The sequence below is a fragment of the Streptomyces sp. ISL-12 genome, from assembly GCF_018614415.1.
In the GTDB taxonomy this organism is placed as follows: Bacteria; Actinomycetota; Actinomycetes; order Streptomycetales; family Streptomycetaceae; genus Streptomyces.
Window position 1 is genome coordinate 30,550 of record NZ_JAGGOO010000019.1, and the last position, 17,575, is coordinate 48,124.

At 71.9% G+C, this 17,575-nt stretch carries 14 protein-coding genes; 7 read left to right on the forward strand and 7 right to left on the reverse strand.

Going from position 1 to position 17,575, the window contains the following annotated elements; all coding sequences use genetic code 11:
• Positions 1–218 precede the first annotated feature (218 nt).
• Together J7I94_RS05575 and J7I94_RS05580 are read left to right on the forward strand one after the other, a co-directional pair.
• Positions 219–1,649: a hypothetical protein gene (locus tag J7I94_RS05575; RefSeq protein WP_215165572.1), complete on the forward strand. Its 1,431-nt coding sequence runs from the start codon at positions 219–221 to the stop codon at positions 1,647–1,649.
• Positions 1,650–2,009: 360 nt separating this feature from the next.
• Positions 2,010–3,455: an alkaline phosphatase PhoX gene (locus tag J7I94_RS05580; protein ID WP_215165574.1), complete on the forward strand. Its 1,446-nt coding sequence runs from the start codon at positions 2,010–2,012 to the stop codon at positions 3,453–3,455.
• 43 nt (positions 3,456–3,498) lie between these two features.
• Here the strand turns inward: J7I94_RS05580 and J7I94_RS05585 are convergent, their stop codons facing one another.
• The 7 genes from J7I94_RS05585 to J7I94_RS05615 all read right to left on the reverse strand — a co-directional run bounded on the left by J7I94_RS05585 (position 3,499) and on the right by J7I94_RS05615 (position 10,996).
• On the reverse strand, positions 3,499–4,704 hold the full coding sequence (locus J7I94_RS05585) for a TerD family protein (protein WP_215165607.1): 1,206 nt from the start codon (positions 4,702–4,704) through the stop codon (positions 3,499–3,501).
• Between the two features lie 224 nt (positions 4,705–4,928).
• Positions 4,929–5,918, reverse strand: a complete 990-nt coding sequence (locus J7I94_RS05590) for a zinc-dependent alcohol dehydrogenase family protein (RefSeq protein WP_215165576.1) — start codon at positions 5,916–5,918, stop codon at positions 4,929–4,931.
• Entirely contained in the window at positions 5,915–6,769 is an 855-nt protein-coding gene (locus J7I94_RS05595; protein WP_215165578.1) for a carbohydrate ABC transporter permease, read from the reverse strand. The genes J7I94_RS05590 and J7I94_RS05595 overlap by 4 nt, the downstream gene beginning before the upstream one ends.
• Positions 6,766–7,707, reverse strand: coding sequence for a carbohydrate ABC transporter permease (locus J7I94_RS05600; protein ID WP_215165580.1), 942 nt, complete (start codon positions 7,705–7,707; stop codon positions 6,766–6,768). Before J7I94_RS05600 ends, J7I94_RS05595 begins: the two co-directional genes overlap by 4 nt.
• The gene (locus J7I94_RS05605; protein WP_215165582.1) at positions 7,704–9,074 is read right to left on the reverse strand and encodes a sugar ABC transporter substrate-binding protein; all 1,371 of its coding nucleotides are present in this window, start codon (positions 9,072–9,074) and stop codon (positions 7,704–7,706) included. The genes J7I94_RS05600 and J7I94_RS05605 overlap by 4 nt, the downstream gene beginning before the upstream one ends.
• A gap of 79 nt (positions 9,075–9,153) precedes the next feature.
• Entirely contained in the window at positions 9,154–9,924 is a 771-nt protein-coding gene (locus tag J7I94_RS05610) for a DeoR/GlpR family DNA-binding transcription regulator (protein ID WP_215165584.1), read from the reverse strand.
• Between the two features lie 262 nt (positions 9,925–10,186).
• Positions 10,187–10,996, reverse strand: a complete 810-nt coding sequence (locus tag J7I94_RS05615) for an NAD(P)-dependent oxidoreductase (RefSeq protein WP_215165586.1) — start codon at positions 10,994–10,996, stop codon at positions 10,187–10,189.
• Between the two features lie 213 nt (positions 10,997–11,209).
• Between J7I94_RS05615 and J7I94_RS05620 the strand changes: the two genes are divergently transcribed.
• The 5 genes from J7I94_RS05620 (at position 11,210) to araD (ending at position 17,416) form a co-directional block, all read left to right on the forward strand.
• Positions 11,210–12,169 (forward strand): 5-dehydro-4-deoxyglucarate dehydratase, encoded by a 960-nt coding sequence (locus tag J7I94_RS05620; RefSeq protein WP_215165588.1) that lies wholly within the window; start codon positions 11,210–11,212, stop codon positions 12,167–12,169.
• Positions 12,166–13,347 carry a hypothetical protein gene (locus tag J7I94_RS05625; protein WP_215165589.1) on the forward strand — a complete coding sequence of 394 codons (1,182 nt, stop codon included), beginning with the start codon at positions 12,166–12,168 and terminating at the stop codon, positions 13,345–13,347. Before J7I94_RS05620 ends, J7I94_RS05625 begins: the two co-directional genes overlap by 4 nt.
• Positions 13,348–14,106: 759 nt before the next feature.
• Entirely contained in the window at positions 14,107–14,784 is a 678-nt protein-coding gene (locus tag J7I94_RS05630; RefSeq protein WP_215165590.1) for a GntR family transcriptional regulator, read from the forward strand.
• Positions 14,781–15,689: a dihydrodipicolinate synthase family protein gene (locus J7I94_RS05635; RefSeq protein WP_215165591.1), complete on the forward strand. Its 909-nt coding sequence runs from the start codon at positions 14,781–14,783 to the stop codon at positions 15,687–15,689. The genes J7I94_RS05630 and J7I94_RS05635 overlap by 4 nt, the downstream gene beginning before the upstream one ends.
• Complete coding sequence (gene araD / locus J7I94_RS05640) at positions 15,686–17,416, forward strand: L-arabinonate dehydratase (protein ID WP_215165592.1); 1,731 nt, start codon at positions 15,686–15,688, stop codon at positions 17,414–17,416. The genes J7I94_RS05635 and araD overlap by 4 nt, the downstream gene beginning before the upstream one ends.
• Positions 17,417–17,575 lie beyond the last annotated feature (159 nt).

The window sequence follows — 17,575 nt, forward strand, 5'->3', positions numbered from 1 at the left end:
AGCGCGCATGCCCGCATGAACACTCGTGCCCCCCCTGTTTCTACGCGCGTCAATCTCCTGTGCGGCCAAGGTCCTTGTCAAGGTTTCGGCCATGTACGGCAGCCGACAGGGAGATGAACCGGGCGGCATGGGTGGAAACCCGTCTAGGCTGAGCGGCTGAGCCGTACGGCGTCCAGGTGGCCGTACGGCCGTCGAGGCGCGCGAGGAGAAAACAGCCCATGTCAGACAGCTCCACCCTGCCGCCCGCGCGGCTCCACCCCGAAGCGGAGCTGGCCCGCGACGCGCTCTCCGCCCCGCTGCTCTCCCGGGCCGTCCGGCTCGCCCGCTGGGCCGGGCCGGACACCCGGGTGGAGGCCGGGGGAGAGCTGGTCGAGGAACAGCTCGGCGCGGCGGCCGAGGCGCTCGGGCTCAGCGGCGGCGACGCGGTGGCGGACGCGAGCGAGGCGTGGCGGGTCGCCCTGGACGCCGGGCTGGTCGAGATCGTCGACGAGGACGAGGGCACCGTCACGGCGGGCGAGGAACTGGCGCTGCTCACCGGCGGCTCCCCGCAGGACGTGCTCGGCGTGTGGCTCGCCGCCCTGGAGACCGTCCTCGCCGACGCGAGCGCGCCCGACCTCGGTGCCCTGGTCGACGCGATGGCCGAGGGCGAGGGCGAGCTGGACCTCTCCTCCCTGGACTGGGACCCCGAGGCCGAGGCGGAGTTCCTCGACGGGGTGCTCGGCAACCTGTACCTGCTCACCGTCGGTGAGGACGCGCCCGGCGACGCCCCGGTGCCGCTGCCCGCGCTCGCCGCCTCCGTCCTCGTCCCCAGCGACATGGGCGAGCCCACCAACGACGTGCTGCAGCAGGTCTCCGACGCGATGATGCGGCTGGACGACCAGTTCCGGCTGCTGGAGCCGATCGGGCTGGTCACCTACCAGCCGGTCGACGAGGCGCTGATGGCCGAGGGCGACGAGGAGCCCGCCGCGCCCGTCGACGACACCGACGTCTCCCGCTACGGCATGGTGCGGCTGACCCCGCTCGGCCTGTACGGGCTGCGCGCCCGGCTGCTGGAGGCCGGGTTCACCGCCCCGGCCGTCGGTGAACTCGCCGACAAGGGCGCCGACACCCTGCTCGACGGCACGGCCGGCTTCCCGCCGGCCGCCGCGCACGCCGAGACCGAGGGGTGGCTGGCCCGCCGCGAGCCGCTGGCCGCCGCCCGGGAGCTGCTGGCGGCGGCGCGCGGCGCGGACGCCGGGGCGCCGCTGCGCCGGCTGCGCTGCCAGCAGGCGCTGGCCCTGGTCGGCGCCGACGCCGAGCCCGCGCTGCGCGAGGTCCTCGACGACGCGGAGCTGGGCGGGCTGGCCCGGGTGTGGCTGGCCGAGCACGGGGCCCGCGACGTTCCGCCGCCGCCGGAGTCCATGGTCTTCTGGCTGACCGTCGACACGGTGGCCGCGCAGCTCGCCGCCGAGGGCAACTCCGAGGAACTGCGCGCCCTGGTGGAGGGACTGGCCGCGCAGCACAGCGGCTTCTTCGCCACCGCCTGGCGGGTCGACCACCCCGCCACCGCCGACGTCCTGGAGGCGATGGGGCGGCTGCACCCCGACAAGAAGATCGCCAAGGAGGCCCGCAAGGCGGCGTTCAAGGCGCGGTCGCAGCACGGCGGATGACGGCCGGTGACCGCCCGGCGGACGACGGCTGGTGGCGGCCTGGGGAGGACGGCTGTGGTGGCCTGGGGAGGACGGCTGTGGTGGCCTGGGAGATGACGGCTGGTGGTGGCCTGAGGGAGGACGGCCGGTGACCGCCCGGCGGATGACGGCCGGTGGCGGCCCGGGGGAGGACGGCCGGTGACCGCCCGGGGATGACCGCCGATGGCGGCCTCGTGACGCGCCGCCGGGCGGATTCACACAAGCGGGGCACGGAGTGTCGTACGGAGTTCAGCCTCCGTTAAGCGGTGGGCGGGACGGTTGCGCCGCACCGCGCAGCGCCACCCCCCTTCCTGGCACGCCCACCGTCACAGGAGACACACCATGTCGCTCACCCGCAGGGACTTCGCCACCCGCTCCGCGCTCACCGGCGCCGGGGTCGCGCTGGCGGGCAGCGTCGGCGCCCTCGCCACCGCTCCGAACGCCCTGGCCTCCACGGAGACCGAGGGGACGGACGACGAGCACGGGCACGGCGGGGTCGGCTACGGGCCGCTGCTCCCCGACCCGGACGGCATCCTCGCGCTGCCCGCCGGCTTCTCCTACCGGGTCATCACCTACAGCGGCCGCACCAAGCTGGAGTCGGGCGAGTACACCCCCTCCAACCACGACGGCACCGCCACCTTCGACGGCCCGCGCGGCACCACCCTGCTGGTCAACAACCACGAACTGGGCGGTCCCCGCGCCAACTGGCCGCACCCCGTCCCGCTCACCGAGGGCCTCGTCTACGACCCGGCGGCCTCCGGCGGCTGCACCGTCGTCGAGGTCCGCCCCGGCGGCGAGGTCGCCGAGTGGGTCGGCATCGCCGGCACCGCCACCAACTGCGCGGGCGGCGCCACCTCCTGGAACACCTGGCTGACCTGCGAGGAGACCGAGGACAAGGCCGGGTCCAACGGCATGACCAAGGACCACGGCTACGTCTTCGAGGTCGACCCCGCCGACCGCCGCGCCAACCGCGACCCGAAGCCCGTCAAGGCGCTCGGCCGGTACGCCCACGAGGCCGTCGTCATCGACCCCAGGCGCGGCCACGCCTACCTCACCGAGGACGCCTCCGGACCCAACGGCCTGTTCTACCGCTGGACCCCGCCGGAGGGCTTCCGGCACGGCCGCGGCAGGCTCCGCACCCTCGCCGACGACGCCGGGCGCCTGGAGGCGTTCAAGTGCTTCGACTCCGGCGGCAAGTTCGTCGACGACCTCTCCCGCGCGACGAAGACCGGCACCGTGTACGGCGTCGACTGGGTCGAGGTCCCCGACCGTGACGCGAAGACCGTCTCCGTGCGCAAGCAGTTCACCGACGGCCAGGTCACCCGCGCCCGCAAGCTGGAGGGCATGTGGTGGGCGGACGGCGGCGCCTACGTCGTCTCGTCCTTCGCCCGCGACGAGAGCCCCGGCAAGCCGCACGACGGCCAGGTCTGGTTCTACGACCCCAAGCGCCGCACCCTCACCCTGAAGGTGCTGCTCGGCGTCAACCCCGACCCGTCGGCGGACGGCGCCTTCGACGGCCCCGACAACATCACCGTCTCCCCGTACGGCGGTCTGGTCATCGCCGAGGACGGCGACGGTGTGCAGCACCTGTTCGGCGCCACCGACAGCGGACGGACGTACCCCATCGCCCGCAACGAGCTGAACACCGGGACCGAGGAGGAGCCCGAGTACAGCGAGATGACCGGTGTCACCTTCTCGCCCGACGGACGCACCCTCTACGCGAACATCCAGACGCCCGGCATCATGCTGGCGATCACCGGGCCCTGGAAGCGGCAGAAGCGGCGCTGAGCGGGACGGCCCGGGTTCCGTGCCGGACCCGGGCCGTCCGCGGTCACAGCGACTTGGCGGCCGGCTTCACCATCCCGCGGACCGTGCGGGACTTGACGAACTCGCCCATCGCCGTCATGTCCCACTCCCCGGAGAACTGCCGGATCAGCTTGGCCATCATCACGCCGGTCTGCGGCTCGGCGGTGGTGAGGTCGAAGCGGACCAGTTCCTCGCCGGTCGCGGCGTCCAGCAGGCGGCAGTACGCCTTGGCGACCTCGGTGAACTTCTGCCCGGTGAAGGAGTTGACCGTGAAGACCAGACCGGTGACCTCCTGCGGGAGCCGGCCGAGGTCGACGACGATCACCTCGTCGTCGCCGCCGCCCTCGCCGGTGAGGTTGTCACCGGAGTGCTTGATGGCGCCGCCGACGATGGACAGCTTGCCGAAGTAGCAGCTGTCGATGTGGTTGCGCTGCGGGCCGTACGCGATGACCGAGGCGTCCAGGTCGATGTCCTTGCCGCGGTACGCCGGCTCCCAGCCCAGGCCCATCTTGACCTGGGAGAGGACCGGGCGGCCGCCCTTGACCAGGGAGACGGTCTGGTTCTTCTGGAGGCTGACGCGGCCCTTGTCCAGGTTGATCTTCCCGGCCCCGGGGGCGGGGGCCGCGGGCGCGGCGGGCGGGGCCGGCGGGGCGGCGGGGGTGGCGACCGGCGCGGGCGGCGGCTGTACGGCGGCCGGGGCCGGGGGCGGCGTGACCGGCTGGGCGGCGGGCGCGGCCGGCTCCTCCACCGAGACGCCGAAGTCGGTGGCGATGCCGGCGAGGCCGTTGGCGTAGCCCTGGCCGACCGCGCGGGCCTTCCAGGCGCCGTTGCGGAGGTAGACCTCGACGATCACCAGGGCCGTCTCGCTGCCGAGCTGCGGGGGCGTGAAGGTGGCCAGGACGGAGTTGTCGTCCGCGCTGCGGATGGTGGCCGTGGGCTCGATGCCCTGGAAGGTCTGGCCCGCGGCGTCCGGGCTGGCGGTGACGACGATCTTCTCGATGCCCGGGGGGACCGCGCTGGTGTCGATCGTGATCGCGTCCGGGGCGGAGCCGCCGCCGGAGCGGTAGGTCACGCCCGGACCGGTGGGCTGGTTGTAGAAGATGAAGTCGTCGTCGGAGCGCACCTTGCCGTCGGCGGTGAGCAGCAGGCCCGATACGTCGAGGCGCACGGGCGCGGCGACGTCCACCGTCACGCGGGCGGCGGACAGGGGGATGTTCGAGCCGGGGGTCATAGCTGTCATGCCGGGTGAACGAGCGGGGGCGTTTTGCCGTTCCCTTACCGTGGGCTGATCGGTGACCGGGTGTTTCTCGCCCCCGCCGCCCCTGCCCTTCCCGTCCCCGGGGACTGCCGCCCCGGACCCCCGCTTCGGCCTGAACGGCCTCGTCCGCGAACGCCGGACGGGCTGCAAAACGCCGGACGGGCTGGAATCAGCCCCTCCGGCGTTCACATGGTGAGCTACGGCACCACCACGATCTTGCGGCCCACCCCCGCCGCGAACTGCTCCAGTGCCTCCGGGTACCGCTCCAGCGGGATGCGGTCGCTGATGAAGGCGTCCGGGTCCAGGACGCCGTTCGCGAACAGTTCCGCCGCCCGCTCGTAGCTGTGCAGGACCGCCATCGAGCCGGTGATGGTGATCTCCTGGTTGTAGATGCGGTACGGGTCGATCTGGACCCGCGTCGCGTAGTCCGCCACGCCGAACTGGAGGAACGTACCGGCCTTGGCGACCCGGTCCAGGCCGTCCTGGATCGCCGCCGCGTTGCCGGTCGCGTCGATGACCAGGTCCCAGCCCTGAGGGCGGTCCAGTTCGTCGGGGGTGGCGGCGGCACCCGAGACGCCCAGGCCCTTGGCGGTCTCCAGGCGGGCCGGGTTGAGGTCGACCATGTCGACGCTGGCCGCGCCGGTCCGCTTGGCCAGCTCCAGCATCATCAGGCCCATCGTCCCGGAGCCGTAGATCAGGACGTGGGCGCCGAGGCGGGACCGGAGGACGTCGTAGCCGCGCACCGCGCAGGACAGGGGCTCGATCAGGGCCGCGTCCTGGGTGCGGACGTGCTCGGGGAGCTTCACGCAGTTCGCCACGGGCGCCACCGCGTACTGGGCCGCGCCGCCCGCCGTCGTCACGCCGATGGCCGCCCAGCGCTCGCAGAGGTTGTTGTGGCCGTTACGGCAGTAGCGGCACTCGTAGCAGTACAGGGACGGGTCCACCGCGACCCGGTCGCCGACCGACACCTCGGTGACCCGCGTGCCGACCCCGACCACCTCGCCGGCGAACTCGTGCCCCGGCGTGATCGGCAGCTTGGGCGCGAACTCCCCCTGGAGGATGTGCAGGTCGGTGCCGCACAGCCCGCACGCGGCGACCTGGACGACGACCTCGCGCGGTCCTGGCGTCGGGTCCGGGATCTCGGCGACGACGGCGCGGCCCACGGACTCGATGACGGCGGCCTTCATTTCACGGCTCCCAACGACAGGCCCTGGACCAGCTTGTCCTGGGCGGCGAACCCCGCGGCGAGCACCGGCAGGGAGATGACGAGCGACGCGGCGCACACCTTGGCCAGGAACAGGCCCTGGCTGGTGATGAAACCGGTCAGGAAGACGGGGGCGGTCTCGGCGACCACACCCGTCAGCACCCGGGCGAAGAGCAGTTCGTTCCAGCTGAAGATGAAGCAGATGAGGGAGGTCGCGGCGATGCCGGGCAGGGCGATCGGGGCGACCACCCGCGCCAGGATCGTCGGCAGTTTCGCGCCGTCCACCCGGGCCGCCTCGATGATGGCGACCGGGACCTCGGCGAGGAAGGACTGCATCATCCACACCGCGATCGGCAGGTTCATCGAGGTGTAGAGGATGACCAGCAGCCAGATGTTGTCCAGCATGTCGGTGTTCTTGGCGAAGAGGTAGATCGGGAGCAGGCCGGCCACCACCGGCAGCATCTTCGTCGACAGGAAGAAGAACAGGACGTCCGTCCACTTCTTCACCGGGCGGATGGACAGCGCGTACGCCGCCGGGAGGGCGAGGACGAGGACGAACAGGGTCGACGCGACCGACGCGACGACCGAGTTGGCCAGCGCCGGCCAGGGGCTCGCGCCGCCGTCCGCGCCGAAGAACTCGCGGTAGCCGTCCAGCGTCAGGGCGGCCGCGAAGGACGGCGGGTTGGTGGCGGCGTCCTCCTCCGAGTGGAAGGAGGTCAGCGCCATCCAGGCGATGGGGAGGAAGAAGACGATGCCGAGCAGCCAGGCCACCAGGCCCAGACCGGCCCCGCGCTTGCGACGGCTGACTCCTGCAGTCGTGGTCACGGCGCTCATGCGCGGCCCACCTCCTCGCGGAACAGGGACGACACCACGCGCAGGGCGAAGGTCGCGATGATGATCGAGCCGATGACGACCAGGACGCCGGCGGCCGAGGCGAGGCCGTTCTCGTGGGCCTGGTAGAAGCTCTGGTAGACGGTGTACGGCAGGTTGGCGGTGCCCAGGCCGCCGGAGGTGATCGTGAAGACCGCGTCGAAGTTCTGCACGATGTAGATCGAGCCGAGCAGGGCGCCGAGTTCGAGGTAGCGGCGCAGGTGGGGCAGGGTGAGGTGGACGAAGATCTGCCAGTCGCCGGCGCCGTCCACCCGGGCCGCCTCGATCTGCTGCTGGTCGCGGCTCTGCAGCCCCGCCAGCAGGATCAGCATCATGAACGGCGTCCACTGCCAGACCAGGGACAGCTCCACCGCGAGCAGCGGGGTGTTGGAGATCCAGTCGGGCTGGGGGCCGCCGACGTAGTGCAACAACCCGTTCAGCAGGCCGTATTCGGGGTTGTAGAGCACGTGCTTCCACAGCAGGGCCGCCGCGACCGGGACCACCAGGAACGGGGCGATCAGCAGGGTGCGGACCACGCCGCGGCCCTTGAACCTCCGGTCCAGGAGCAGCGCGAGGGCGAGGCCGAGGACCAGGCTGGCCAGCACCACCGCGACCGTCAGCAGGATCGTCGTCCAGACCGACTTGCGCAGGTCGGGGTCGGTGAGGACGTCGCCGTAGTTGGAGAGGCCGGTGAAGTGGCGGGCGTCGGGGTAGAGCGCGTTCCAGTCGAAGAAGGAGATCACCAGCGTCGCCACGAAGGGCAGCTGGGTGACCGCGATCATGAAGATCAGGGCCGGGAGGAGCGGGGCCCGGGTGGCCCAGGCGCGCAGCCGCGCGGAGGGCTGGTTCGGCGGGGTGCGCAGCTCAGGTGCGGCCACGGGGGCCGTTGTCGTGGCGGTCATCGTCCCTCGTACTCCTCGGAGATCTCTTCGGCGAGCTCCTGCGATTTCCTCAGGGCCGACTCGACGGACTGGCGTCCGGCGATGGCCGCGCTGATCTCCTGGGAGACCTTGGTGCCGAGGTCGGTGAACTCCGGGATGCCGACGAACTGGATGCCGGGCGCCGGGCGCGGCTGCACCCCCGGGTCGTTGGGCCGGGCCGCCTCGATCGCCTCCCGGGTCATCTCCTGGAAGGCGCCGGCCTCCGCGCGGTAGGCCGGGTTCTCGTACGTGGAGGCGCGCTTGCCGGCCGGGACGTTGGACCAGCCGATCTCGTCGCCGACGAGCTGCTCGTACTCCTTGCTGGACGCCCAGGAGACGAACTTCCACGCCTTGTCGGGGTTGCGGGAGGCCTGCTGGATGCCCCAGGCCCAGGTGTAGAGCCAGCCGGAGGACTCGGTCTTCTCGACCGGGGCGGGGGCGTAGCCCAGCTTGCCCTTGACGGGGGAGTCGGCCGCCTCCAGGGAGCCGGCGGCGGAGGTGGCGTCGTACCACATGGCGACCTTGCCCTGGGTCATGTTGTTCAGGCACTCGGCGAAGCCGGCCTGCGGGGCGCCGGACTCGCCGTGCTCGCGCACCAGGTCGACGTAGAACTTCACCGCCTTCTCGAACTCGGGGGAGTCGAGGCGGGCCTTCCAGTCCTGGTCGAACCAGGTGCCGCCGAAGGTGTTGACGACCGTGGTGAGCGGGGCCATCACCTCGCCCCAGCCGGGCAGGCCGCGCAGGCAGATGCCCTTCATGCCGGACTCCGCGCCGTCGACCTTCGCGGCGAGGTCGGCGACCTGCTGCCAGGTGGGGTGGTCGGGCATGGTCAGGCCCTCCTTCTCGAAGATGTCCTTGCGGTACATCAGGAAGGAGGACTCGCCGTAGAAGGGCTGGCCGTAGAGCTTGCCGTCCTCGCCGGTGAGGGACTCGCGCATCGGCTTGAGGACGTCCTGCTCGTCGTAGGCGGTGTCCTTCGCGGCGTAGGAGTCCATCTCGTGCAGCCACTCGTTCTTGGCGTAGATGGGGATCTCGTAGTTGGAGAGGGTGGCGACGTCGTACTGGCCCGCCTGGTTGGCGAAGTCCTGGCTGATCTTGTCGCGGACGTCGTTCTCCGGCAGCACGGTGAAGTTCACCTTGATGCCGGTCTCCTCGGTGAAGTGGTCGGCGGTGAGCTTCTGCAACTCGACCATCTGGGGGTTGTTGACCATCAGGACGTTGATGGCGTCGCCGCCGGACCCCGCCCCGCCCGCCCCGACCCAGCAGCCGGAGAGCAGCGGGGCGAGCAGCGTCCCTGCGGCGGCCGTGGCGAGCGTGGCTCGCGGCCTCCGTCGGCTCTGGGTTCGCATGGATCGCTCCTGAACATAGGGGGAGGTATCGGGCGGTAAGGGGTGACCCCGTCCCACGAGGGGGAGGAAGGGGACGGGGTCAGACTCGGATGACCTGAGGGCCCAGCAGGGAGTAGCGGTGGGCCTCGGACGCGGGCAGCTGGGTGCTGGTGACGATCGCCTCCAGGGCGCCGACCTCGGCGAACCGGCAGAAGCTGACCGCCCCGAACTTGGTGTGCACCCCCGCGAACACCGTGCGCCGCGCCGCCCGCACGGCCTGTGCCTTGACCTCGCTGACCGCCGGGTCGGGCGTGGTCAGGCCGTGTTCGCGGGAGATGCCGTTGGCGCCGATGAAGGCCAGGTCGAGGACGAAGCCGGCCAGCATCTTGGTGGTCCAGTGGTCGACGGTGGCCAGCGTGCCCGGGCGGACCCGGCCGCCGAGCAGCAGCACGGAGGTGTCGCCGCGCCCGGCGAGCGCGCCGGCCACCGGCAGGGACGCGGTGACCACGGTCAGCGGCCGGTCCACGGGCAGTGCCTCGGCGATGAGCTGGGGGGTGAAGCCCTCGTCGACGAAGACCGTCTCGGCGTCCCCGAGCAGTTCGGCCGCCGCGGCGGCGACCCGGCGCTTCTCGGGGACGTGGCTGGTGGCGCGCACGGCGAGGGTCGTCTCGAACCCGGCGCTCTCCACGGGGTAGGCGCCGCCGTGGGTGCGGCGGACCAGACCGTGGTCCTCCAGGGCGCGCAGATCCCGGCGCACGGTCTCCTTGGCCACGCCGAGTTCGGCCGCGAGGACGGTGACGTCGACCGAGCCGGAGGCACGGGCGGCCCGCACGATCTCCCGCTGGCGCTCTTCCGCCGATCTCGTGCCCATGTCACACCTGCCTCACGCGCGCCGTTGCCCGTTCGGGCCCGGTAAGGCCCCGGTGAAGAGTTCTACAGCGGGTACGCGGCGCTGACCAGGTCTGTTGCGGAGCCGATACTGCCCGCTTGGGCCCGTTTCGGTGGACGGGGGAGCGTCGTGGACCAGGGGTGCGGCGAGGCGGGACGTCTGATCGGGCAGCGCGGATGCCCGAACGGGGAGGAGGACGGGCCCGTTCGGTGCCCGTCCTCCTCGGTGCTGCCGTGTGTTTCGGTCAGTACGGCCAGATCGGCGGGTCCGTGACGAAGTGGCCGCCGAGGCGGGCGTGGGCCGGGTTGTCCGGGTCCAGTTCGCCCTGTTCGGCGATGAGTTTCGCGGCGTACGGCTCGGAGTCGTCCTGCGGCTCGTAGCCGAGGGCGCGCGCGGTGGTGAGGTCCCACCACAGGCGGGTGTTGGCGGAGGAGCCGTAGACGACCGTGTGGCCGACGCCCTCGGCGGTCAGCGCGGCGTGGAAGAGCCGGGCGCCGTCGGCGGGGCTCATCCACACCGAGAGCATCCGGACGCTGGTCGGCTCGGGGAAGCAGGAGCCGATGCGGACGGAGACGGTCTCCAGACCGTGCTTGTCCCAGTAGAACTGGGCGAGGTCCTCGCCGAAGGACTTGGACAGGCCGTAGAAGGTGTCGGGGCGGCGCCGGATGTCGATGGGGATGAGGGGGTCGTCGCCCTGGGGGCGCGGGGTCCAGCCGACGGCGTGGTTGGAGGAGGCGAAGACGACGCGGCCGACGCCTTCCTCGCGGGCGGCCTCGTAGACGTTGTACGTGCCCTCGATATTGGCCTTCAGGATCTTGTCGAAGGACGCTTCCAGGGAGATGCCGGCCAGGTGGACGATCGCGTCGACGCCGCGGACCGCCTCGCGCACGGCGTCCTTGTCGGCGAGGTCGGCGACGATGGCGTCCGGTGCGCCCTCGATCGGACGCAGATCGAACAGGCGCAGGTCGTAGCCGTGGGCGGGGAGCAGCTCCCGCATCAGGGTGCCGAGGCCGCCGGCGGCGCCGGTGAGCAGAACGGTGCGGGGAGCGGGCATCCTCGGGTCTCCTTGACTGCACGAGTACGCATCTGAGTGCACATCTGAGTACGGGTGTCAAAGTGCACATGTGAGTACACATCTGAATACGTCATTCACAAGCGTGGACACGCTAAAGATGCGCGTCGTCACGCGTCAAGAGCGCGGACGCTTGACCGCCCTCCAGGGGCGTCTTAGCGTGAGCATGTTCAGAAATATAAACACCGGACACGCATGCAAACGGGAGAACCTGTGACGTCAGCCCCGCTCGCCGCTCGGCTCACCGCCCCTCGGGGCCCGCTGTTCTTTCCGGTCACGGCGTACGGCCCCGGCGGCGAGGTCGACCTCGACGTCTACCGCGCCCATGTGCGCCAGGGGGTGGAGGCGGGCGCCGCCGCCGTGTTCGCCTGCTGCGGCACCGGGGAGTTCCACGCGCTCACGCCCGAGGAGTTCCAGGACTGCGTCCGGGCGGCCGTCGAGGAGACGGCGGGCCGCGTCCCGGTCCTGGCGGGCGCCGGCTACGGCACCGCCCTCGCCGTCCGCTACGCGCGCCTCGCCGAGGAGGCCGGCGCCGACGGGCTGCTCGCCATGCCGCCGTACCTGGTGCTCGCCGGGGAGGAGGGGCTGCTGCGGCACTACCGGGAGGTGGCCGCCGCGACGTCCCTGCCCGTCATCGTCTACCAGCGCGACAACGCCGTGTTCACCCCCCGCGCGGTGGTCGAACTGGCCCGCACGGAGGGGATCGTCGGCCTCAAGGACGGCCTCGGCGACCTCGACCTGATGCAGCGGACCGTCAGCGCCGTGCGCACCGAGGTGCCCGGTGACTTCCTCTACTTCAACGGGCTGCCGACCGCCGAGCAGACCCAGCTCGCCTACCGCGGACTCGGCGTCACGCTGTACTCCTCGGCCGTGTTCTGCTTCGTCCCCGAGATCGCCCTCGCCTTCCACCGGGCGCTGCGCACCGGCGACGACGCCACCGCGCACCGCCTGCTGGACGGCTTCTACCGGCCCTTCACCGAACTGCGCGCCCAGGGACGCGGGTACGCCGTCGCCCTGGTGAAGGCCGGGGTACGGTTGCGCGGCCTGGACGTGGGCGAGGTGCGGCCCCCGCTGCACGAGCCGACCGGGGATCATGTCAAGCGGCTCGCCGAGGTGATCGAGCGCGGCCACGCGCTCCTGGAGGAGGCACGGTGAAGGCATCGGCATTCGTCTACCCCTGGGACGTCGACGGCGACCCGCGGGCGCCGGAGACGGTCGCGGGACTCGGCGTGGAACAGGTGACGCTCGCCGCCGCCTACCACTCCACCCGCGCCCTGACCCCCCGCCACCCGCGCCACCGGATCGTCACCGCCGAGCACGCCGCCGTCCTCTACCCGCCGGACGCCGGCCGCTGGGCCGGACGGGACCCGCGCCCGTACCCGGCCGGTGACTGGGCGCCCGGGGACGCCTACGGCGTGGCTGCCGACGCGCTCGCGGACGCGGGCCTGGAGGTGCACACCTGGGTCGTGCTGGCCCACAACTCCCGTCTCGGCGCCGAGCATCCGCACACCTCCGTCGTCAACGCCTACGGCGACCGCTACCCCTGGGCGCCCTGCATCGCGCAGCCCGCCACGCGCGCGTACCTCGTCGACCTGGCCGCCGAGGCGGCGGTGCGGCCGGGGGCGCGCGGCACCGAACTGGAGTCCCTCGGCTGGTACGGCCTGGCCCATCTGCACGCCCACGACAAGACCGCCGGCGTGGGCCTCGGAGACGCCGGGCAGTACCTGATGTCGCTCTGCTTCTGCCCCGACTGCCGGGCTGGGTACGGCGGACAGGGCCTGGACCCGGACGAACTGGCCGTCGCCGTCCGCGACGCGCTGGAGCCGGTGTGGCGGGGGACGGCGCCCTCGGACGGGGGCTGGGCGGGCGTGGAGAAGCTGCTCGGCGAGACGCGGGCGGGCGCCACGCGCGCGTGGCGGGACACCACCGCCCGTTCGCTGCAGGAGGCGGCCGTCGCGGCGGTCCGCGCCGCCGCTCCCGAGGGCTTCCAGGTCCTGCTGCACGCCGACCCGGTCTCGTACCACTGCGGCGCCAACGCCGGGGTCGACCCCGCGCACATCCTGTCCGTCGCGGACGGGGTGGTCGTGCCCTGCACGGGCGGTGCGGGCCTGCTCACCCCCTTCGCCGAGCAGGCCCACGACGGCACGGTCATCGCCGCCAACTTCACCGTCGTCTCCGGCATGGGCGGCAGCCCCGGCACCCTCGCCGCCGACGCGGCCCGCGCCGCCGACCTGGGGGCCACGGAACTGCGGCTGTACCACGCCGGACTGGCGTCGGACGGGGATCTGGCGGCGGTGCGGAGGGGGCTGGGCGGGCGTCCGTACCGGGGGTGACCGTGCCGGGCGTCGTCCGGACCCAGTGGGGGCGTCCTCCCCTGAGGGAGAACGCCCCGGTGACTCATCGAGTGTTACGTATAACTTCCGATTCTACTTCGGCGTGGAACTCGGGTCATCAGCATGCGTAGCGTCATCATTGACGTCGTTATCAGCAGGAAGTACCGCGGTGCAGATGGATTCGGCAAGTGGGAGCGTGTGTGCGTCGGTCCGGCACGCGCTGTCGACAAGGAAAAGACCAGAAAGGGCGTAGAACGCGATTCCGCAGAGAGACGCAGTCACGCCCGAAATACTTCGCATCTTCTCCCATGCCGACGTATTGGTGTTTTCGGACATCGTTCCTCCGATCTGAGGCTCACCGCCACCCTGGCGGCGGCGCTCGTCACTGTAGAGCCCTGGTTCCTACGCGCGTAGATGCTGGGCTCTCCTGTTACTCATTTGTGAGAAAGTTCGAATGTTCGAGTAGCGAACGTTTGGATCATCCGACAGTTCCGGGCCTGTGGTGCCACGGCGCGGTTGCCGGGCGCCGCAGTGACCCGCGCAGGGCTCCCTGACGGCCGGGGCGGCGACCGTGGCCGCCGCGGTGTTCGGCGGGCCGGCCGGGACTGCCGGCGAGGGCGTCACCACCAGCGCCTGAAGAACCGATCCGCGCTTCTTCTGTCAGAAGCATTGACGAAACATTGCGCCCCTCCTACCTTCAACGCGTCGTACTCCGTACGTCATATATGAGACGCGATATGCGAGATCCGAGAGGCGCACATGACCTCTGTGCCCACGCCGATCCCCTCCCGCACGCAGTACGTGCTCCAGGAGATCAAACGCCGCATCCTCACCGGCCGGCTGACACCCGGTCAGGCCCTGGTCGAGACCGAGCTCGCCGCACAGTTCGGGGTCTCCAAGACCCCGGTGCGCGAGGCGCTCAAGACCCTGGCCGGCACCGGACTGGTCGTGATGAGCCAGTACAAGGGCGCCACGGTGCGCATGGTGGACGCGGACATGGCACGCGAGGTCTACGACGTGCGGCTGCTCCTGGAGCCGGAGGCACTCAAGCGCGCCGTGCGGCGCGGCGCCTCCCTGGACGCCGCCCGGTCCGCGCTGGCCCGCGCCGACCGGGCCACCGACACCGCCGAACGGTCGCTGGCCAACCGGGAGTTCCACCGCGCCCTGTATCTGCCCTGCGGCAACCCGCTGCTCGGCCGGATGCTCGACGAGGTCCGCGACCAGGCGGCCCTGGTCTCCGCCGTCGCCTGGGCCGCCGACCCCTCCTGGGAGCGGGAGGCGGGCGAGCACCAGGAGATCCTGCGGCTCGCCCTGGCCGGGGACGCGGACGGTGCCGCACGCGCCCTCCACGCGCACATCGCGTTCTTCGTCGAGCGGGCCTTCCCGGCAGCGGACCACGAGGCCGGGCGGACCCAGGAAGAGGACGGTCAGGCATGACAACGACGTTCGAGACCCAGCGGGCGGCCCTGGCCGACGTGGTGGCGATCCCGGTGACCCCGTTCGCCGCGGACGGCTCCGTCGACCCCGCCACGTACCGGGCCCTGCTGCGTCGCCTGCTGGACGCCGGCATCACCACCCTCACCCCCAACGGCAACACCGGCGAGTTCTACGCCCTCACCCCGGCCGAGCGCCGTCAGGTCACCGAGCTGACCGTCGAGGAGGCCGGCGGCCGGGCCGGCATCCTGGCCGGCGTCGGCCACGACGTGCCGACCGCGATCGCCTCCGCCCGGCACGCCCGGGACCTGGGCGTCACCATGGTGATGGTGCACCAGCCCGTCCACCCCTACGTCTCCCAGGCCGGCTGGGTCGACTACCACCGCGCCGTCGCCGAGGCCGTCCCCGAGCTGGGCGTCGTCCCCTACATCCGCAATCCGCAGCTGGCCGGGGCGCGGCTGGCCGAGCTGGCGGACACCTGCCCCAACGTCATCGGCGTGAAGTACGCCGTGCCGGACGCGGCCAAGTTCGCCGCCTTCGCCCGCGACGCCGGGCTCGACCGGTTCGTGTGGGTGGCGGGGCTGGCCGAACCGTACGCCCCCGCCTACTTCTCGGCCGGCGCCACCGGCTTCACCTCCGGGCTGGTCAACGTCGCCCCGGCCGTCTCCCGGAACATGATCGAGGCGCTGCGGGCGGGCGACTACCCGGCCGCCATGAAGGTCTGGGAGCAGATCCGCCGCTTCGAGGAACTGCGCGCCGCCAACGGCTCCGCCAACAACGTCACCGTCGTCAAGGAGGCCCTCGCCTCGCTCGGCCTGTGCCGCCGCGACGTCCGCCCGCCGAGCCGCCCGCTCCCCGAGAGCGAGCGGGCCGAGGTCGCCGAGATCGCCGCGGGGTGGTCGATATGACCGGCCGCAAGCGCCCGGAGGAGCTGCGCAGCCACCAGTGGTACGGCACCGAGGGCCTGCGCACCTTCAGCCACCGCGCCCGCACCCGCCAGCTCGGCTACCTGCCCGAGGAGCACCTCGGCAAGCCCGTCATCGCCATCCTCAACACCTGGTCCGACATCAACCCCTGCCACGTCCACCTGCGCGACCGCGCCCAGGCCGTGAAGCGGGGCGTGTGGCAGGCGGGCGGCTTCCCCCTGGAATTCCCGGTCTCCACGCTCAGCGAGACCTTCCAGAAGCCGACCCCGATGCTCTACCGCAACATGCTCGCCATGGAGACGGAGGAGCTGCTGCGGTCCTACCCGGTGGACGGCGCCGTCCTCATGGGCGGCTGCGACAAGTCCACGCCCGCGCTGCTGATGGGCGCGGCCTCCGCCGACCTGCCGGCCGTGTTCGTGCCCGCGGGGCCGATGCTCCCCGGGCACTGGCGGGGCGAGACCCTCGGCAGCGGCACCGACATGTGGAAGTACTGGGACGACAAGCGGGCCGGGCTCATCGGCGACTGCGAGATGCAGGAACTGGAGAGCGGGCTGGCCCGTTCGCCCGGTCACTGCATGACGATGGGTACGGCGTCCACCCTGACCGCCGCCGCCGAGGCCCTCGGCGTCACCGTGCCGGGCGCCTCCAGCATCCCCGCCGTCGACTCCGGGCACGACCGGATGGCCGCCGCGGCCGGGCTGCGCATCGTCGAACTGGTCCACCGGGACCGCAAGCTGAGCGACATCCTCACGGCGGACGCCTTCGAGGACGCCGTCACCACCGTGCTCGGCCTCGGCGGCTCCACCAACGCCGTGATCCACCTGATCGCGATGGCGGGCCGCGCGGGCGTCACCCTCACCCTCGACGACTTCGACCGCATCGCCCGCACCGTCCCGGTGCTGGCCAACGTCCGCCCCGGCGGACAGACGTACCTGATGGAGGACTTCCACTTCGCCGGCGGACTGCCCGGCTTCCTCTCCCGCATCCCCGACCTGCTCCACCTGGACCGGCCCACGGTCTGCCACGACACCCTGCGCGAGCAGCTCGAAGGCGCCCTCGTCCACAACGACGACGTGATCCGCCCCCGCGACAACCCGGTCGCGGCCGAGGGGGGCGTCGCCGTGCTGCGCGGCAACCTCTGCCCGGACGGCGCCGTCATCAAGCACATCGCCGCCGAACCGCACCTGCTCAAGCACACCGGCCGCGCAGTCGTCTTCGACGACTACCGCACGATGCAGCGCACCATCAACGACCCCGCCCTGGACATCACCGCCGACGACGTGCTGGTGCTGCGCAACGCCGGCCCCAAGGGCGGCCCCGGCATGCCCGAGTACGGCATGCTGCCCCTCCCCGACCACCTCCTCAAGCAGGGCGTACGGGACATGGTGCGGATCTCCGACGCCCGGATGAGCGGCACGAGTTACGGCGCCTGCGTGCTGCACGTCGCGCCCGAGTCGTACATCGGCGGACCGCTCGCCCTGGTCCGCACCGGCGACACCATCACCCTGGACGTCGCCGCCCGCACCCTCCGGCTCAACGTGGACGACGAGGAGCTGGAGCGCCGCCGCGCCGCGTGGACGCCGCCCCCGGCACGGTACGAGCGCGGCTACGGCGCGCTCTACAACGAACAGATCACCCAGGCCGACACCGGCTGCGACTTCGAGTTCCTGGCCCGCCCCGGCAAGGTGCAGGACCCGTACGCGGGCTGACACCCCCCGGACAACAGAAAACCTCCGCACACCCCTGTACCGACAGAAAGCGCTTCCTGTACGCACCACGCACATCCGACTACGCAAGTGAACGCCCCGCGCGCGTACGACCCGCGCGAGCACGCCCCACGCAAGCAAGCCCCACGCACGACGTACCAG